This is a genomic window from Enterobacter sp. BWH52 (assembly GCF_001037565.1).
Taxonomy (GTDB): domain Bacteria; phylum Pseudomonadota; class Gammaproteobacteria; order Enterobacterales; family Enterobacteriaceae; genus Enterobacter; species Enterobacter hormaechei_C.
The window spans coordinates 3,711,171-3,727,694 of sequence record NZ_KQ089854.1 but is presented as its reverse complement, the minus strand read 5'-3'; the positions used below and the strand labels follow the sequence as shown (position 1 = coordinate 3,727,694).

Below are 16,524 nucleotides of genomic sequence, written 5' to 3'. Positions count from 1 at the left end.
TCGTACTCTTCTCTTGCACCAACCTGCGCGGATGCGCAGGTTTTTTTTCGCCTCTGTTTTTGCTATCGCTCCCTCACTACTTCTCGTGTAATCTGCCACCATTTATACCTTTCACACTGGCTGGCAAAGGGAGTTGAAATGCTTTTTGGGTTCTTCCGCACACTGTTTCGTGTCCTGTTTCGCATCCGCGTGACTGGCGATACGCAGGCACTCTATGGCGAGCGTGTTCTTATCACACCGAATCACGTCTCTTTTCTTGATGGCGTATTGCTGGCGCTGTTTTTGCCCGTGCGGCCCGTCTTCGCGGTGTACAGCTCCATCAGTGAAAAATGGTACATGCGCTGGCTCAAACCGCTGATTGATTTTGTCCCGCTCGATCCAACCAAACCGATGATGATTAAACATCTGGTGCGTCTGATTGGGCAGGGGCGTCCGGTGGTTATCTTCCCGGAAGGGCGGATTTCAGTGACGGGCTCCCTGATGAAAATTTACGATGGGGCCGGTTTTGTCGCGGCGAAGTCTCAGGCCACCGTCGTGCCGCTACGCATCGACGGGGCTGAGCTGACCTTTTTCAGTCGTCTGAAAGGGCTGGTGAAGCAGCGTCTGTTCCCGAAAATTACGCTGCATATATTACCGCCGACGTCACTGCCGATGCCCGAGGCGCCGCGTGCGCGCGACCGCCGTAAAATCGCCGGGGAAATGCTGCACCAGATTATGATGGAAGCGCGCATGGCCGTTCGCCCGCGCGAGACGCTGTATGAATCGTTGCTGTCGGCCCAGTATCGCTACGGTGCGAAGAAAAACTGCATTGAAGACATCAACTTTACGCCGGATACCTACCGTAAGCTGTTGACCAAAACGCTGTTTGTCGGGCGTATCCTGGAAAAATACAGCAAACAGGGTGAAAAGATCGGCCTGATGCTGCCAAACGCGGGTATCAGCGCGGCGGTGATCTTTGGTGCCGTCTCCCGGGGCCGCATTCCGGCGATGATGAACTACACGGCGGGCGTGAAAGGGCTCTCCAGCGCGATTACCGCGGCGCAAATCAACACCGTCTTTACCTCCCGCCAGTTCCTGGATAAAGGCAAGCTGTGGCACCTGCCGGAACAGCTGACGCAGGTGCGCTGGGTGTTCCTGGAAGATCTGAAAGCAGACGTCACGACCGCCGACAAGCTGTGGATTTTCGCGCACCTGCTGATGCCGCGTCTGGCGCAGGTTAAGCAGCAGCCGGAGGATGATGCCATTATCCTCTTTACCTCCGGCTCTGAAGGCAACCCGAAAGGTGTGGTTCACAGTCACAAAAGCATTCTGGCGAACGTCGAACAGATTAAAACCATTGCTGACTTTACCGCCAACGATCGCTTTATGTCGGCGCTGCCGCTGTTCCACTCATTTGGTCTGACCGTGGGGCTCTTTACGCCGCTGCTGACCGGTGCCGAGGTGTTCCTCTACCCAAGCCCGCTGCACTACCGCATTGTGCCGGAACTGGTTTATGACCGTAACTGCACGGTGCTGTTCGGGACGTCCACCTTCCTCGGAAACTACGCGCGCTTCGCCAACCCGTATGATTTCTTCCGCGTGCGCTACGTGGTGGCGGGGGCGGAAAAACTCCAGGACAGCACGCGCCAAATCTGGCAGGACAAGTTTGGCCTGCGCATTCTGGAAGGCTATGGCGTGACGGAGTGCGCGCCGGTGGTCTCCATCAACGTTCCGATGGCGGCAAAACCCGGAACGGTTGGCCGCATTCTGCCGGGGCTGGACGCGCGTCTGCTGGCGGTGCCGGGTATTGAAGACGGCGGACGTCTTCAGCTGAAAGGGCCGAACGTCATGAACGGCTATTTGCGTGTGGAAAACCCGGGGGTGCTTGAGGCGCCGACGGCTGAGAACGTCAATGGCGAGGTTGAAACGGGCTGGTACGACACGGGCGATATCGTGCGCTTCGACGATCAGGGCTTCGTGCAGATCCAGGGACGCGCAAAACGCTTCGCCAAAATCGCCGGGGAAATGGTCTCTCTTGAAATGGTCGAGACGCTGGCGACCGCAGTCTCAGCAGAGAAAATGCATGCGACCGTGGTGAAAAGTGATGCCAGTAAAGGCGAGGCGCTGGTGCTCTTCACGACAGACGGTGAACTGAAGCGTGACGCGCTGCTCAGGTATGCACGCGAACACGGTATCCCCGAGCTGGCGGTCCCCCGCGATATTCGTTACCTCAAACAGTTACCGGTGCTGGGCAGCGGTAAACCCGATTTCGTGACCCTGAAGGGCATGGTTGAAGAGGCAGAACAGCAAAATGCGTGAGTCAGTGCACACTAACACTTCAATCTGGTCGAAAGGCATGATGGCGGTTATCGCCGCCCAGTTTCTTTCCGCGTTCGGCGATAACGCGTTGCTGTTTGCCACGCTGGCATTGCTGAAAGCTGAGTTTTATCCCGACTGGAGCCAGCCGATCCTACAGATGGTGTTTGTGGGTGCTTACATCGTATTTGCGCCGTTTGTCGGCCAGGTGGCGGACAGCTTCCCGAAAGGTCGTGTCATGATGTTTGCCAACAGCCTTAAGCTTCTGGGCGCGGCAAGTATCTGCTTTGGTATCAATCCTTTCGTCGGCTACACGCTGGTGGGCATTGGTGCGGCAGCCTACTCCCCGGCGAAGTACGGCATTCTGGGTGAGCTCACCACCGGTGATAAGCTGGTGAAGGCCAACGGCCTGATGGAGTCCTCCACCATTGCGGCTATTCTGCTGGGTTCGGTGGCGGGTGGCGTACTGGCAGACTGGCATGTGCTCGCCGCGCTTGGCATCTGCGCCCTGATGTACGGTGGCGCGGTGATCGCCAACCTGTTTATCCCCAAACTGGCCGTGGCGCGTCCGGGGCAATCCTGGCGCTTCGGGCCCATGACCGGCAGCTTCTTCAACGCCTGCCGCGTACTGTGGCGTAACGGTGAAACACGCTTCTCGCTGATGGGCACCAGCATGTTCTGGGGGGCCGGCGTTACGCTGCGTTTCCTGCTGGTGCTGTGGGTGCCGGTGGCGCTGGGCATTACTGACAACGCCACGCCGACTTATCTGAATGCCATGGTCGCCGTCGGGATTGTTGTCGGGGCCGGGGCTGCGGCAAAACTGGTGACGCTGGAAACCGTCGCGCGCTGCATGCCTGCGGGGATCCTGATTGGCGTCGGCGTTCTGTTCTTCTCCCTGCAACATGCTCTATTGCCTGCCTATGCCCTGCTGCTGCTGATCGGCATGTTAGGCGGTTTCTTTGTGGTGCCGCTAAACGCGCTGTTGCAGGAGCGCGGCAAACAGACCGTGGGGGCGGGCAACGCCATTGCGGTGCAAAACCTTGGCGAAAACATGGCGATGTTGCTGATGCTGGGGATTTACTCGCTGGCGGTAAAAGCAGGTGCGCCGGTTGTGGCAATCGGGGTAGGATTCGGCGCGCTGTTCGCGCTGGCGATTAGCGGGCTGTGGGTCTGGCAGCGTCGTCGTTGAATTGTGCGGCCTGATGCCCTCACCCCGGCCCTCTCCCACAGAGAGAGGGTGAAAACCCTAAAAACGGCAACGTGCGTTGCCGTTTTGCTTTTATTACGGTGCCGGGTAGGTATAAACCTGATGCACCGCTTCTATCTCCGCTAATACCTCTTCACTCAGGTTCAGATTGAAACTCTCAATATTGGTTTTCAACTGATCCATCGTCGTTGCGCCGAGCAGGGTACTCGCCACAAACGGCTGACGACGCACGAAGGCCAGCGCCATCTGCGCCGGATCGAGTCCGTGGCGTTTCGCGATATCCACGTAGGCCGCAACGGCTTTTTGCGTCTGCTCGCCGCTATAGCGGGTGAAGCGGCTGAAAAGCGTGTTACGCGCGCCAGCCGGTTTCGCGCCGTTCAGGTATTTGCCCGTCAGGGTACCGAAGCCCAGACAGGAGTAGGCGAGCAGCTCCACCTCTTCGTACTGCGTCACCTCCGCCAGACCCACTTCATAACTGCGGTTCAGCAGGCTGTACGGGTTCTGAATGGTCACGATGCGCGGCAGATCGTGTTTATCGGCCAGATGCAGATAGCGCATCACGCCAAACGCCGTCTCGTTGGAAACGCCGATGTAGCGGATCTTACCCGCCCGCTGGCACTCCGTGAGCGCTTCCAGCGTTTCCAGCAGGGTAACGGCCGGAGCACTTTCGTTCCAGGTGTAGCCAAGCTTACCGAAGCAGTTCGTCGGACGCTGCGGCCAGTGCACCTGATAAAGATCGAGATAGTCGGTTTGCAGGCGCTTGAGGCTTGCATCCAGCGCCGCACGGATATTCTTGCGATCGAGGATCTGATTAGGGCGGATCCCGGCATCGTTATTACGGGAAGGTCCGCTGACTTTGGAGGCAATGACCAGCTTTTCGCGATTGCCGCGTTTCGCCAGCCAGTTGCCGACATACGTTTCAGTAAGACCTTGTGTTTCCGGGCGGGGAGGAACGGGGTACATCTCCGCCACGTCAATCAGGTTAATGCCCTGGCTGACGGCGTAATCGAGTTGTGCATGGGCATCGGCTTCGCTGTTTTGTTCACCAAATGTCATGGTGCCCAACCCCAGTTGGCTGATCTCCAGAGCGCTGTGGGGGATACGATGATAATGCATAGCCGGTTTCCTTTTTTAGACATACAGACTGCGTCAGGAACCTCCCGACAAAGGAATATAAACATGGCAGAGGGAAGGCAAAAGGGGAAGGAAAAAATCAAAAAGGCCAGCAAGCTACTGACCTTTATCTGTTTAGCGCTCGATGATCTGGGAGACTTCGTCGCGATTAATCTGCATTTGATTGCCTTCGCGATCGCGGTAACTCACCAGACCGGTATCGTCGTCGACTTCGGGTTTGCCATCGGTCAGGATCATACGACCATCTTTCGTTGACATGACATAGTCGCTGCTACAACCCGATACCGCAAACGCTAAACCGACTGCTGAGATAATTACTGCCCATTTTTTCATCGTTCTCATCCTCACCTGGCTCGTATCAAATCATAGTGTAGTAATAACCTGATATTACGACAGGTGAAAGGGGGGAAATCTTAAAAAGGAGGAGATTATGTTAGCCGGAGCGCAAAATTAGTAAAAAACTATGTTTTCAACAGGAAGTGGCGTGCCAGCAGTGCCCCGGTGAAATTCTTTTTAAGATAGAAACCGCGCGGCAGCGTGAGGATCGGTTCGCCCTGTGCGCCTACCGCTTCAGTGAGCGCTTTGCTATTGGCGGCTTTAGGACGAAGTTGCAGCACTTCGCCATGCCGGGCGGTGATCCGCTCAACCTGTCCCAGCACAATCATGTCCATCAGCTCTTCCCAGTCCTGGGAAAGCAGTCTCTCCTCTTCATCATTCGGACTCCAGAGCAGCGGGGCGCCAACGCGACGCTCTGCCAGCGGGATCTGCCTGTCGCCCTCAACGGGTACCCACAACACCCGCTTCAGCTTATGCCTGACGTGGCTGGTTTCCCAGGTCACTCCGCTGTTACCCGTGAGCGGCGCAACGCAGACAAAGGTGGTTTCCAGCGGCCGCCCCTGGCTATCGATGGGGATCGTCTTCAGTTCCACCCCCAGCGCCGCAAAATCTTGTTCGGGTTTACTGCCCGCGCTTGCGCCCAGCCAGCGTTCCAGCAACACGCCGATCCAGCCCTTATCACGCTTTAGATCGTTGGGTATCGTCAACCCCGCCATCACGGCCAGCTCGCCCAGTGAATAACCTGCCAGACGTTGTGCCTGCTGGAGCAACTGGGCTTCACTGACGGGAGGGGAGAGCAGTGGGGCGAGAGAATGCATGCTAACAACCTTTTGATTAAAAAATGAGCTGATATTTTATCCCTTGTGGACAGAGTTTACCTTTTTCTGTGCACCTATTCCATGTGGATGATTTATTTAATCTTTTTTAGACTATAGTCCGTCGCGCCGCGGCTAAAAAACAGGTTGTGCAATTCTGGTCACTGACAATAAACAGGATCTTACACCATGTTATCCACAGAAAAATGGGATAACTGGGAATAACTGCCACTACTGTTTCAATTTACAGCCTTGACGTGCGATGAAAATCGAATTTTCACACAAATTGTGCCTAACTTATTGGCACAATCTGTGGATAAAACCGACGCTGTTCGATCTTTCATCAGCAGGAGGATCTTTGATGTGACGATCGTCACGTTAATCGCCTCTGGTACCCTTAATTCCAATCTAATATTATGAATTTAAATGATTTATTATTGGCAGGGTAAATTGGCGTTTCGTCGGGTTACAAGGTTGTTCATCGGTAATTCCGCACTTCTTCACAACTATATCCACAGAAAAGGTGAATAAAAATGGTCTCTGTCGCCCGCATCTGTTTATAACTCCTCACTAAATTGTGAGTTATTCAAATGTTATTAGGTTGCAGGCCTGTAAGAGAGTGGTTTACCGCCTCCCTGTAGTGTGAAACAATCATTCATATATCAGATTTAGTTTGGGGTAGTCCGGTGATTGATGACGATGGCTACCGCCCAAACGTAGGAATAGTAATTTGTAATCGTCAGGGCCAGGTGATGTGGGCCCGGCGATATGGTCAGCACTCCTGGCAGTTCCCGCAAGGCGGGATCAATCCTGGAGAGTCCCCAGAACAAGCGATGTACCGGGAGCTGTTTGAAGAGGTTGGTTTAAGCCGAAAAGATGTTCGTATTCTGGCTTCGACCCGCAACTGGTTGCGTTACAAGTTACCGAAACGTTTGGTGCGTTGGGACACAAAGCCGGTTTGTATCGGCCAGAAACAGAAGTGGTTTCTTTTGCAGTTGGTGGGCAACGATTCAGATATCAATATGCAAACCAGCAGCACGCCAGAGTTTGATGGCTGGCGCTGGGTAAGCTACTGGTATCCGGTTCGTCAGGTCGTGTCATTTAAGCGCGATGTATATCGTAGGGTGATGAAAGAGTTCGCAAGTGTCGTGATGCAGCTTCAGGAGACGCCTCCGAAGCCACAGAGCGCACCTGCCTGGCGACGTAAAAGAGGTTAAGCTACGCAAATCATGCTCACCCGCTTGCGAGAAATAGTTGAAAAGGTTGCCAGTGCGCCTCGCCTCAACGAGGCGCTGAATATTCTGGTGACGGACATCTGTCTTGCGATGGAAACCGAGGTCTGTTCGGTCTACCTGGCCGATCATGACCGACGTTGCTACTACCTGATGGCAACCCGCGGTTTAAAAAAACCACGGGGACGCACCGTCACGCTCGCGTTTGATGAAGGTATTGTTGGCCTGGTCGGGCGACTGGCGGAGCCAATCAACCTTGCCGATGCGCAAAAACACCCCAGCTTCAAATATATCCCTTCCGTCAAAGAGGAGCGGTTCCGCGCTTTCCTTGGCGTGCCTATTATTCAGCGCCGCCAACTGCTTGGCGTGCTTGTTGTCCAGCAACGAGAGTTGCGGCAGTACGACGAAAGCGAGGAGTCTTTCCTCGTCACGCTGGCAACGCAGATGGCTGCTATCCTCTCCCAGTCTCAGCTGGCAGCCCTTTTTGGGCAGTATCGTCATACCCGCATCCGCGCGCTTCCGGCCTCGCCGGGCGTCGCGATTGCCGAAGGCTGGATGGATGCCACGCTCCCGCTGATGGAGCAGGTCTACGAAGCCTCGACGCTGGATGAAGCGCTTGAGCGCGAACGGCTTACCGCTGCGCTGGAAGAGGCGGCGAATGAGTTTCGTCGCTACAGCAAACGCTTTGCCGCTGGCGCGCAAAAAGAGACGGCGGCTATTTTCGATCTCTACTCACACCTGCTTTCCGATGCGCGTTTGCGTCGTGAGTTATTTGCCGAGGTCGATAAAGGGTCGGTGGCAGAATGGGCGGTTAAAAAGGTCATTGAAAAATTTGCTGAGCAGTTTGCGGTGCTGACTGACGGTTATCTGAAAGAGCGCGCCGGCGATTTACGCGCGCTTGGGCAACGTCTGCTGTTCCACCTCGATGATACTATTCAGGGGGCGAACGCCTGGCCGAACCGGTTTGTGCTGGTGGCCGATGAACTCTCAGCGACGACGCTGGCTGAATTACCGCAGGACAGGCTGGCGGGCGTGGTGGTGCGCGATGGCGCTGCTAACTCCCATGCCGCCATTATGGTGCGCGCGCTCGGTATTCCGACCGTGATGGGGGCGGATATTCAGCCCTCCGTACTGCATCGCCGTACGCTGGTGGTGGACGGATACCGTGGTGAGTTGCTGGTGGATCCTGAACCGGTTCTCCTTCAGGAGTACCAGCGTCTTATCAGCGAAGAGAATGAATTAAGCAAGCTGGCGGAAGATGACGTCAACCTGCCCGCGCAGCTCAAGGGCGGTGAGCGGGTGAAGGTGATGCTCAACGCTGGCTTAAGCCCCGAGCATGAAGAGAAGCTCGGCAGCCGCATCGATGGCATCGGCCTCTACCGCACTGAAATACCGTTTATGCTGCAAAGCGGCTTCCCGTCAGAAGAGGAGCAGGTGGCGCAGTATCAGGGCATGTTGCAGATGTTTAATGACAAACCCGTCACGTTGCGCACCCTGGACGTCGGCGCGGATAAGCAACTGCCCTATATGCCCATCAGTGAAGAGAATCCCTGCCTCGGCTGGCGTGGGATCCGCATAACCCTCGATCAGCCGGAAATCTTCCTTATCCAGGTTCGTGCCATGCTGCGTGCCAACGCGGCCACGGGGAATCTCAGCATTTTGCTGCCGATGGTCACCAGTATTGACGAGATCGACGAAGCGCGGCGGTTGATAGAACGTGCAGGGCGCGAAGTGGAAGAGATGATCGGCTATGCGATCCCTAAACCCCGTATCGGCGTGATGCTTGAAGTGCCTTCGATGGTCTTTATGTTGCCGCAGCTGGCGACCCGCGTTGATTTTATCTCCGTTGGTACCAACGACTTAACGCAATACATTCTGGCAGTCGATCGCAACAATACGCGTGTTGCCAGCATCTACGATAGCCTGCATCCGGCGATGCTTCGTGCCCTGGCGATGATCGCCCGCGAAGCCGAGCAGCATAATATCGACCTGCGCCTGTGCGGTGAAATGGCCGGCGATCCGATGTGCGTGGCGATCCTGATTGGTCTCGGTTTCCGTCACCTGTCAATGAACGGACGTTCCGTTGCGCGTGTGAAATACCTGTTACGTCACATCGAACAAGATGAGGCGCGCGAACTGGCCGCGCGTAGCCTGGAAGCACAGCTGGCAGCCGAAGTGCGCCATCAGGTGGCTGCGTTTATGGAGCGACGCGGCATGGGCGGTTTGATCCGCGGTGGCCGCTGATCCCCACAAAATAATGACTGCTCGGACGACCCCTCTCCCTTGAGGGAGAGGGATGGGGTGAGGGAGAACTGCGCGCATGAACCCCTATACACATCTTTTACATCTCAGGCGCATCCTCCGCGCCTGCCTTATGCTATGATTCGCAACTTTGGAGCACCTGCCAACGGCGGGAATGCAATTCACCCGCTGTCCACTTTCAGCGGAATAACAACATCTTGTGGTGACAGATGAACAGTGGTTATCTGCATTTTCCGGAATTCGATCCGGTTATTTTCTCAATAGGACCTGTAGCGCTGCACTGGTACGGTCTGATGTACCTGGTGGGCTTCGTTTTTGCCATGTGGCTTGCTGGCCGTCGCGCCAGTCGTCCGGGCAGTGGATGGACGAAGAACGAAGTGGAAAACCTGCTTTATGCCGGCTTCCTCGGCGTATTCCTGGGAGGTCGCATCGGTTATGTCCTGTTCTATAATTTCCCGGTATTCCTGAACGACCCGCTCTATCTGTTCCGCGTCTGGGACGGCGGTATGTCCTTCCACGGCGGACTGATTGGTGTGATCCTCGTGATGGTGATCTTCGCCAGACGCACCAAACGCAACTTCTTCCAGGTGGCTGATTTTATTGCGCCGTTAATCCCGTTTGGGTTGGGCGCAGGGCGTCTGGGCAATTTCATCAACGGTGAGCTGTGGGGGCGTGTCGATCCGAGCGTGCCGTTTACCATGCTGTTCCCGGGCTCCCGCGCAGAGGATATCGCGCTGCTGCCTTCGCATCCTGAGTGGCAGTCCATTTTCGATACCTACGGCGTCCTGCCGCGCCATATGTCACAGCTCTATGAGCTGGCGCTGGAAGGCGTGGTGCTGTTCATCATCCTGAATCTTTATATCCGCAAACCGCGTCCAATGGGGGCTGTCTCCGGTCTGTTCCTGATTGGCTACGGCGCGTTTCGTATCATCGTCGAGTTCTTCCGCCAGCCGGATGCGCAGTTTACCGGTGAATGGGTACAGTACATCAGCATGGGGCAGATCCTCTCCATCCCGATGATTGTCGCGGGTGCCATTATGATGATTTGGGCGTATCGTCGTCGTCCACAGCAACAACTTTCCTGAGGAATCATGAAACAGTATCTTGAATTGATGAAAAAAGTGCTCGACGAGGGCACGCCGAAAAACGACCGCACCGGCACCGGTACGCTCTCCATTTTTGGCCACCAGATGCGCTTCAATCTGCGAGAAGGCTTTCCTCTGGTGACAACGAAGCGCTGCCATTTGCGCTCGATCATTCATGAACTGCTCTGGTTCCTGCAAGGCGATACCAACGTTGCTTATCTACATGAAAACAATGTCTCCATCTGGGACGAGTGGGCAGATGAGAACGGCGACCTGGGTCCGGTCTACGGCAAGCAATGGCGCGCGTGGCCTACCCCGGACGGCCGCCATATCGACCAGATCACGACCGTCATAAACCAGCTGAAAAATGATCCGGACTCGCGCCGTATCATTGTCTCTGCCTGGAACGTGGGTGAACTGGATAAAATGGCGCTGGCGCCTTGCCACGCGTTTTTCCAGTTTTACGTGGCGGACGGCAAGCTCTCCTGCCAGCTCTATCAACGCTCCTGCGACGTGTTCCTCGGCCTGCCGTTTAACATCGCCAGCTACGCGCTGTTGGTGCACATGATGGCGCAGCAGTGCGATCTTGAAGTGGGCGATTTTGTCTGGACGGGCGGTGATACCCACCTCTACAGCAATCATATGGAACAGACGCATCTCCAGCTGACGCGCGAACCGCGTGCATTGCCGAAGCTGGTGATCAAACGTAAACCGGACTCGATCTTCGATTACCGTTTTGATGATTTCGAGATTGAGGGTTACGACCCGCATCCCGGCATTAAAGCTCCTGTCGCCATCTGATACGGCAAATCCTGACACAACCGGTGCTCTTTAGCGCCGGTTTTTTTTCACGCCCGTTTTGTTTTTCGAGCCTGTTTCCAGAGATGATGCAACGCGTTGCAACGGGTGAAATTCTCCTGAAAGCGGCTCGTAAAGTTCTGGTTTGACGCTCGCACCGTTTCTGCTATTCCTCCACACTCCCGCCATGAAAAACGAACAAGGCTTTACGCTTATCGAAACCCTTATCGCCGTTTCGCTGGCAGTGATCCTCAGCGCCACAGGACTCTATGGCTGGGACAGCTGGCAGCAGCGGCAGCGGCTTTGGCAAACCGCCTGCCAGGTGCGGGATTACCTGGTGTTTTTGCGCAATGACGCCAACCGTCACAACAGCGAGCACAGGATCGCGCTGTATAACGACGGTGAAAAGAACTGTCTGACCAGTTCAGCGGTGACCGGTTGTGACAGCGGCGGACCGTTCGTGATGAAGCCGATGTGGCCAGGGGTCACGATAAGCGACATAACACCTGCGCTGGGATTTTACGGTTTAAGAGATACCGCGTGGGCCGGACATATCCGGGTGCAGAGCCGCGCTGGTGGGTGGTGGGTTATTGTCTCAAATGGCGGACGTATCAGGCTGTGTAATGCCGCAGGAGAAGGTGCATGCCAGTAAATCGAAAAGGGTTTTCCCTGCTGGAAGTGCTGATTGCGATGACGATAAGCAGCATTCTGTTACTCAGCACGTCACGTTTTTTACCGGGGCTACAGCGGGGGGTTTTACTGCAATCCGGGCAGCAGGAGCTGGAGGATGAGGTCTGGCAACGTCTGTTCGCGGTCGGTAAACAGTTTCAGAGAGCAGGATACTGTGCAGGGCATTGCCAGGGACAGGGGATGATCATCGGCAGGCAAGGACGATGTGCGATTGTGCAATGGGATGCGAACAGCAACGGCCAGTGGGATAGCACCGCGTCGGAAAACGACAGTACGGGATTCCGGCTTGAGTCCGGATCGCTTGAAACGCTGCGGGGCGCCACATCCTGTGACGGTAAGGGATGGGATAAGCTCACCGACCCGGATCGGGTCCTGATAGAGCAATTTATGGTCACTAAAACCGATCGTGCTGGCTTTGCGCCGGTCATCAGTATCGAGCTGCGTGCCCGCCGTAAAGGTGAACTGACCGCCCCCTTTTCGGCTCGCCATACCGTAACGGGGTTTAATCTGTGAATCGTCAGCGGGGCATGTCATCGCTGGCGCTGGTCCTGCTATTGCTGGTGCTCGGCACGCTGATCCTCACCGGATTAAATCAGCAGTTGCAAACCTTTAGCACGCTGGTAAGTGGCGAGAGTTTGTCTGTTCGCCAGCAGGCTGCCGTGCAATCTGCACTGGAGTGGGGGCGCGTTCAGGAATGGGCTTTACAGCCAGAGGTTCAGTGCAAACAGACACAGCGTTTGCGGGTCTGTGTAAGGCTGTTTGGGGAGCGTGTTTTGCTTATTGCCGGCAATGACGATCTGTTGCTATGGCAAGGCGGGGACATCGCGGAAGGGCAGATACGCTTTTCCGCCCACGGCTGGAGTGATTTCTGCCCCCTTAAGGAAAGTACGCTATGTCAGTTACCCTGAGCAGACAAAAAGGATTTAGCATGGTTGAGGTTTTGCTGGCAATGATGTTGCTGGTTGTGGTTGTGACGGCGTTATCCGGATATCATCGCGCGCTGGCAGCCCGGTATGCGGCGCTTAGCCAGTATCGTCAGCTATGGCATCATGCGTGGAATCAATCGCAGATCTCAACATTAACGCTCCCGCCGGGCTGGCAAGTCAGTCGGGGGCAGACAACACAGTCCGGATGTGTCAGCATCACGGTCACACTTATTTCTCCTATGGGGCGGCAGGGCGCGTTAACGCGTCTGCACTGCCCGGTTAGCCGCTAGTCGGGAGCGTTTATGCTAAGGGTTTACCACTCAAATCGTCTGGATGTGCTGGAAGCACTGATGGAGTATATCGTTGAGCAAGAGCGTCTTGACGATCCGTTTGAGCCAGAAATGGTGCTGGTGCAGAGCACCGGTATGGCGCAGTGGCTGCAAATGTCCCTTTCGCAGAAATTTGGCATTGCGGCGAACATCGATTTTCCGCTGCCCGCGAGCTTTATCTGGGAGATGTTTGTTCGCGTCCTGCCGGACATCCCTGAGCAGAGCGCCTTCAACAAACAAAGCATGGCCTGGAAACTGATGACGCTGCTGCCGGACATGCTGGCGCGTGATGAGTTTGCCATGCTGCGGCACTACCTGAATGACGACACCGACAAGCGTAAACTTTTCCAGCTGGCCTCACGTACTGCCGACCTCTATGACCAGTATCTGGTTTACCGTGCAGACTGGCTGATTCGCTGGGAAGCGGGAGAATTAGTCGATGGGTTACCGGAAGCGCAAATCTGGCAGGCGCCGCTCTGGAAAGCGCTGGTCGAGCATACCGGGAAACTCGGTCAGCCTAAGTGGCACCGTGCTAACTTGTACGATCGCTTTATCTCGATACTTGAGAACAGCGCAGAACGGCCAGCCCGTTTGCCGTCACGCGTGTTCATTTGCGGTATCTCCGCGTTGCCGCCTGTCTACCTGAACGCGCTAAAAGCGCTCGGTAAGCACACTGATATCCATATCCTCTTTACCAACCCGTGTCGGCACTATTGGGGGGATATTCAGGATCCGCGCTGGCTTTCACGGCTGGTCACCCGTCAGAGAAAACGTCTCTTTGAAGAACGCGCGGTGCCGCTGTTTAAAGACAGTGAAAACGCGGCGCAGCTTTTTGATGAAGAGGGGATTCAGAACCTGCCGAACCCGCTGCTTGCCTCGTGGGGCAAGCTCGGACGTGACTATATTTATCTGCTTTCAGATATCACCTCCTCGGGAGAAGGAGATGTGGATGCGTTTGCCGATATTACGCCGGATAGCCTGCTGCACAATATTCAGCTTGATATTCTGGATTTAGAGAACCGTGCCGTTGCCGGGATCACTGCCGAGGAGTTTGCGCGAAGCGATAAGAAGCGAAAACTGGATCCTGACGATCGTAGTATCGCGATCCACGTTTGTCACAGCCCACAGCGTGAAGTTGAAATTCTTCATGACCGCCTGCTGGCCATGTTGCAGGACGACCCAACCCTGACACCGCGCGATATCGTGGTGATGGTGGCGGATATCGACAGCTACAGCCCGTTTATTCAGGCGGTATTTGGCAGCGCAACGGGCGACCGCTATCTGCCCTACGCAATCTCTGACCGTCGCGCTCGTCAGTCACACCCGGCGCTACAGGCCTTTATCAGCCTGCTTTCGCTGCCTGATAGCCGGTTTATCTCTGAGGATGTGCTGGCACTGCTGGATGTGCCAGTTCTGGCCGCACGTTTCAACATTAACGAAGAGGGGTTGCGCTATCTGCGCCAGTGGGTCAACGAATCCGGTGTCCGCTGGGGTATCGACGATGATAACGTCCAGGAGTTCGAACTGCCAGCAACCGGCCAGCATACCTGGCAGTTTGGGCTGACGCGCATGCTGCTGGGGTATGCAATGGAGAGCATCCACGGCGAATGGAATGACGTGCTGCCGTACGATGAATCCAGTGGGTTGATCGCGGAACTGGTTGGTCACTTAGCCTCGCTGCTTATGCAGCTCAACCGCTGGCGCCGTGCATTGATGCAGCCCCGCCCGCTCGAAGAGTGGCTGCCAGTTTGCCGCGAAATGCTGAATGATTTCTTCCTGCCGGACAGCGAAACTGAAGCCGCCATGGCGCTTATCGAGAAGCAGTGGCAGGCCATCGTTGATGAAGGGGTTAATTCGCACTATCACGAGGCGGTTCCCCTTTCGCTTCTGCGTGATGAGCTGACGCAACGTCTCGATCAGGAGCGCATCAGCCAGCGCTTCCTTGCGGGGCCGGTGAATATTTGTACCCTGATGCCAATGCGTTCAATCCCGTTCAAAGTGGTCTGTCTGCTTGGCATGAACGACGGTATTTATCCGCGTGCGCTGCCGCCTCTGGGCTTTGATCTTATGAGCGCACAACCGAAGCGGGGTGACCGCAGCCGCCGCGATGATGACCGTTATCTCTTCCTTGAGGCGCTGATGTCTGCGCAAAGCAGGCTGTATATCAGCTATATCGGACGTTCAATTCAGGATAACAGCGAGCGTTTCCCGTCTGTGCTGGTGCAGGAGCTAGTGGACTACATTGGACAGAGCCACTATCTGCCGGGCGATGAAGCCTGCAACTGCGACGAAAGCGAACGTCGGGTGATAGCGCATATCACTTGCCACCATAGCCGTATGCCGTTCGATCCTGTCAACTACGTTCCTGATGAACTGCAAAGCTATGCCCGCGAGTGGCTTCCCGCCGCGAAGAAAGCGGGGACGCCGCAAACCGATTTTATTCAGGCGCTCGAACCGCGCGCTATAGACACCCTCACGTTTGAGCAGCTACAGCGCTTTTGGGCACACCCGGTTCGGGCGTTTTTCCAGCAACGCTTGCAGGTGAATTTCCGCTCTGAAGAGAGCGAAATCCCCGATGCGGAACCGTTTATTCTTGATGGGCTGGAGCGTTTTAAGCTTAATTCCCAGCTTCTGAATGCGCTGGTTGACGAAGAAGACGCCAGTAAACTGTTTCGACGTTACAGGGCGTCGGGATTACTTCCGTATGGTGCATTCGGCGAAATCGTCTGGGATGCCCAGTGCGAGGAGATGCGAGCGCTAGCTGACCGCGTTATCGCGTGTCGGCAGCCGGCGAGCAGCATTGAAATCGATCTCGATTGTAACGGTATGCACCTTAGCGGCTGGCTCACGCACGTGCAGTCTGACGGGCTGCTGCGTTGGCGCCCATCCATGCTCAGCGTTTCACATGGCCTGCAACTCTGGCTCGAACATCTTGTCTACAGTGCGAGTGGTCACGAAGGTGAAAGCCGGTTGTTTGTACGTAAGGACGGCGAATGGCGTTTCCCGCCGATGGAGCCTGAGCAGGCGTTGACGTATCTGTCGCTTTATATTGAAGGCTACCGGCAGGGCATGAACAAACCCCTGCTTTTGCTGCCTGAAAGTGGGGGGGCATGGATAAAAGCCTGTTATGACGCGCAGAATGATGCCATGTTAACGGATGAGGCTTCGCTCCATAAAGCGCGCAGCAAGTTTTTGCAGGCCTACGAAGGGAACATGATGGTACGTGGCGAAGGTGACGATGTCTGGTATCAACGTTTATGGCGAACGCTGGAGCCAGAATATTTCGACATTATCACCCAGGAGGCGCAACGCTACCTGTTACCGTTATACAAATTTAATCAGTCCTGAGTGCTGTATAAAAATTGCGCAGTATGAGGTGTTCATTTATGATGCACCTCTTATCACGGACTGATGT

General features: G+C 55.5%; 14 protein-coding genes. 11 read left to right on the top strand and 3 right to left on the bottom strand.

Features of this window, described 5'->3' with window-relative positions; translation table 11 throughout:
* The first annotated feature begins 138 nt into the window (after positions 1 to 138).
* Both aas and lplT read left to right on the top strand, forming a co-directional pair.
* Entirely contained in the window at positions 139 to 2,298 is a 2,160-nt protein-coding gene (gene aas, locus SK47_RS17515) for a bifunctional acyl-ACP--phospholipid O-acyltransferase/long-chain-fatty-acid--ACP ligase (protein ID WP_023314771.1), read from the top strand.
* On the top strand, positions 2,291 to 3,484 hold the full coding sequence (gene lplT / locus SK47_RS17510; RefSeq protein ID WP_003862801.1) for a lysophospholipid transporter LplT: 1,194 nt from the start codon (positions 2,291 to 2,293) through the stop codon (positions 3,482 to 3,484). The genes aas and lplT overlap by 8 nt, the downstream gene beginning before the upstream one ends.
* Before the next feature lie 93 nt (positions 3,485 to 3,577).
* On the opposite strand, the gene SK47_RS17505 is transcribed toward lplT, so the two are convergent.
* The 3 genes from SK47_RS17505 to mutH all read right to left on the bottom strand — a co-directional run bounded on the left by SK47_RS17505 (position 3,578) and on the right by mutH (position 5,790).
* Complete coding sequence (locus tag SK47_RS17505) at positions 3,578 to 4,618, bottom strand: NADP(H)-dependent aldo-keto reductase (protein WP_003862795.1); 1,041 nt, start codon at positions 4,616 to 4,618, stop codon at positions 3,578 to 3,580.
* A gap of 132 nt (positions 4,619 to 4,750) precedes the next feature.
* Positions 4,751 to 4,969: a YgdI/YgdR family lipoprotein gene (locus SK47_RS17500; RefSeq protein ID WP_003862794.1), complete on the bottom strand. Its 219-nt coding sequence runs from the start codon at positions 4,967 to 4,969 to the stop codon at positions 4,751 to 4,753.
* 128 nt (positions 4,970 to 5,097) lie between these two features.
* Positions 5,098 to 5,790 (bottom strand): DNA mismatch repair endonuclease MutH, encoded by a 693-nt coding sequence (mutH, locus tag SK47_RS17495; protein WP_003862792.1) that lies wholly within the window; start codon positions 5,788 to 5,790, stop codon positions 5,098 to 5,100.
* A gap of 683 nt (positions 5,791 to 6,473) precedes the next feature.
* On the opposite strand from mutH, the gene rppH reads away from it, so the two are divergent.
* The 9 genes from rppH (at position 6,474) to recC (ending at position 16,457) form a co-directional block, all read left to right on the top strand.
* Positions 6,474 to 7,004 carry an RNA pyrophosphohydrolase gene (gene rppH / locus SK47_RS17490; RefSeq protein ID WP_003862791.1) on the top strand — a complete coding sequence of 177 codons (531 nt, stop codon included), beginning with the start codon at positions 6,474 to 6,476 and terminating at the stop codon, positions 7,002 to 7,004.
* Between the two features lie 12 nt (positions 7,005 to 7,016).
* Positions 7,017 to 9,263 (top strand): phosphoenolpyruvate--protein phosphotransferase, encoded by a 2,247-nt coding sequence (gene ptsP, locus SK47_RS17485; RefSeq protein ID WP_045894997.1) that lies wholly within the window; start codon positions 7,017 to 7,019, stop codon positions 9,261 to 9,263.
* 227 nt (positions 9,264 to 9,490) lie between these two features.
* Positions 9,491 to 10,366, top strand: a complete 876-nt coding sequence (lgt, locus tag SK47_RS17480; protein WP_003862787.1) for a prolipoprotein diacylglyceryl transferase — start codon at positions 9,491 to 9,493, stop codon at positions 10,364 to 10,366.
* 6 nt (positions 10,367 to 10,372) lie between these two features.
* Positions 10,373 to 11,167 (top strand): thymidylate synthase, encoded by a 795-nt coding sequence (gene thyA / locus SK47_RS17475; protein WP_023314769.1) that lies wholly within the window; start codon positions 10,373 to 10,375, stop codon positions 11,165 to 11,167.
* Between the two features lie 184 nt (positions 11,168 to 11,351).
* Positions 11,352 to 11,816: a prepilin peptidase-dependent protein gene (locus SK47_RS17470; protein ID WP_023314768.1), complete on the top strand. Its 465-nt coding sequence runs from the start codon at positions 11,352 to 11,354 to the stop codon at positions 11,814 to 11,816.
* Positions 11,807 to 12,367 carry a prepilin peptidase-dependent protein gene (locus tag SK47_RS17465; RefSeq protein ID WP_003862779.1) on the top strand — a complete coding sequence of 187 codons (561 nt, stop codon included), beginning with the start codon at positions 11,807 to 11,809 and terminating at the stop codon, positions 12,365 to 12,367. Before SK47_RS17470 ends, SK47_RS17465 begins: the two co-directional genes overlap by 10 nt.
* Positions 12,364 to 12,762 carry a DUF2509 family protein gene (locus SK47_RS17460; protein ID WP_003862778.1) on the top strand — a complete coding sequence of 133 codons (399 nt, stop codon included), beginning with the start codon at positions 12,364 to 12,366 and terminating at the stop codon, positions 12,760 to 12,762. Before SK47_RS17465 ends, SK47_RS17460 begins: the two co-directional genes overlap by 4 nt.
* Positions 12,747 to 13,070, top strand: a complete 324-nt coding sequence (locus SK47_RS17455; protein ID WP_003862776.1) for a prepilin-type N-terminal cleavage/methylation domain-containing protein — start codon at positions 12,747 to 12,749, stop codon at positions 13,068 to 13,070. Before SK47_RS17460 ends, SK47_RS17455 begins: the two co-directional genes overlap by 16 nt.
* A gap of 12 nt (positions 13,071 to 13,082) precedes the next feature.
* Complete coding sequence (gene recC, locus SK47_RS17450) at positions 13,083 to 16,457, top strand: exodeoxyribonuclease V subunit gamma (RefSeq protein ID WP_048244860.1); 3,375 nt, start codon at positions 13,083 to 13,085, stop codon at positions 16,455 to 16,457.
* Positions 16,458 to 16,524 lie beyond the last annotated feature (67 nt).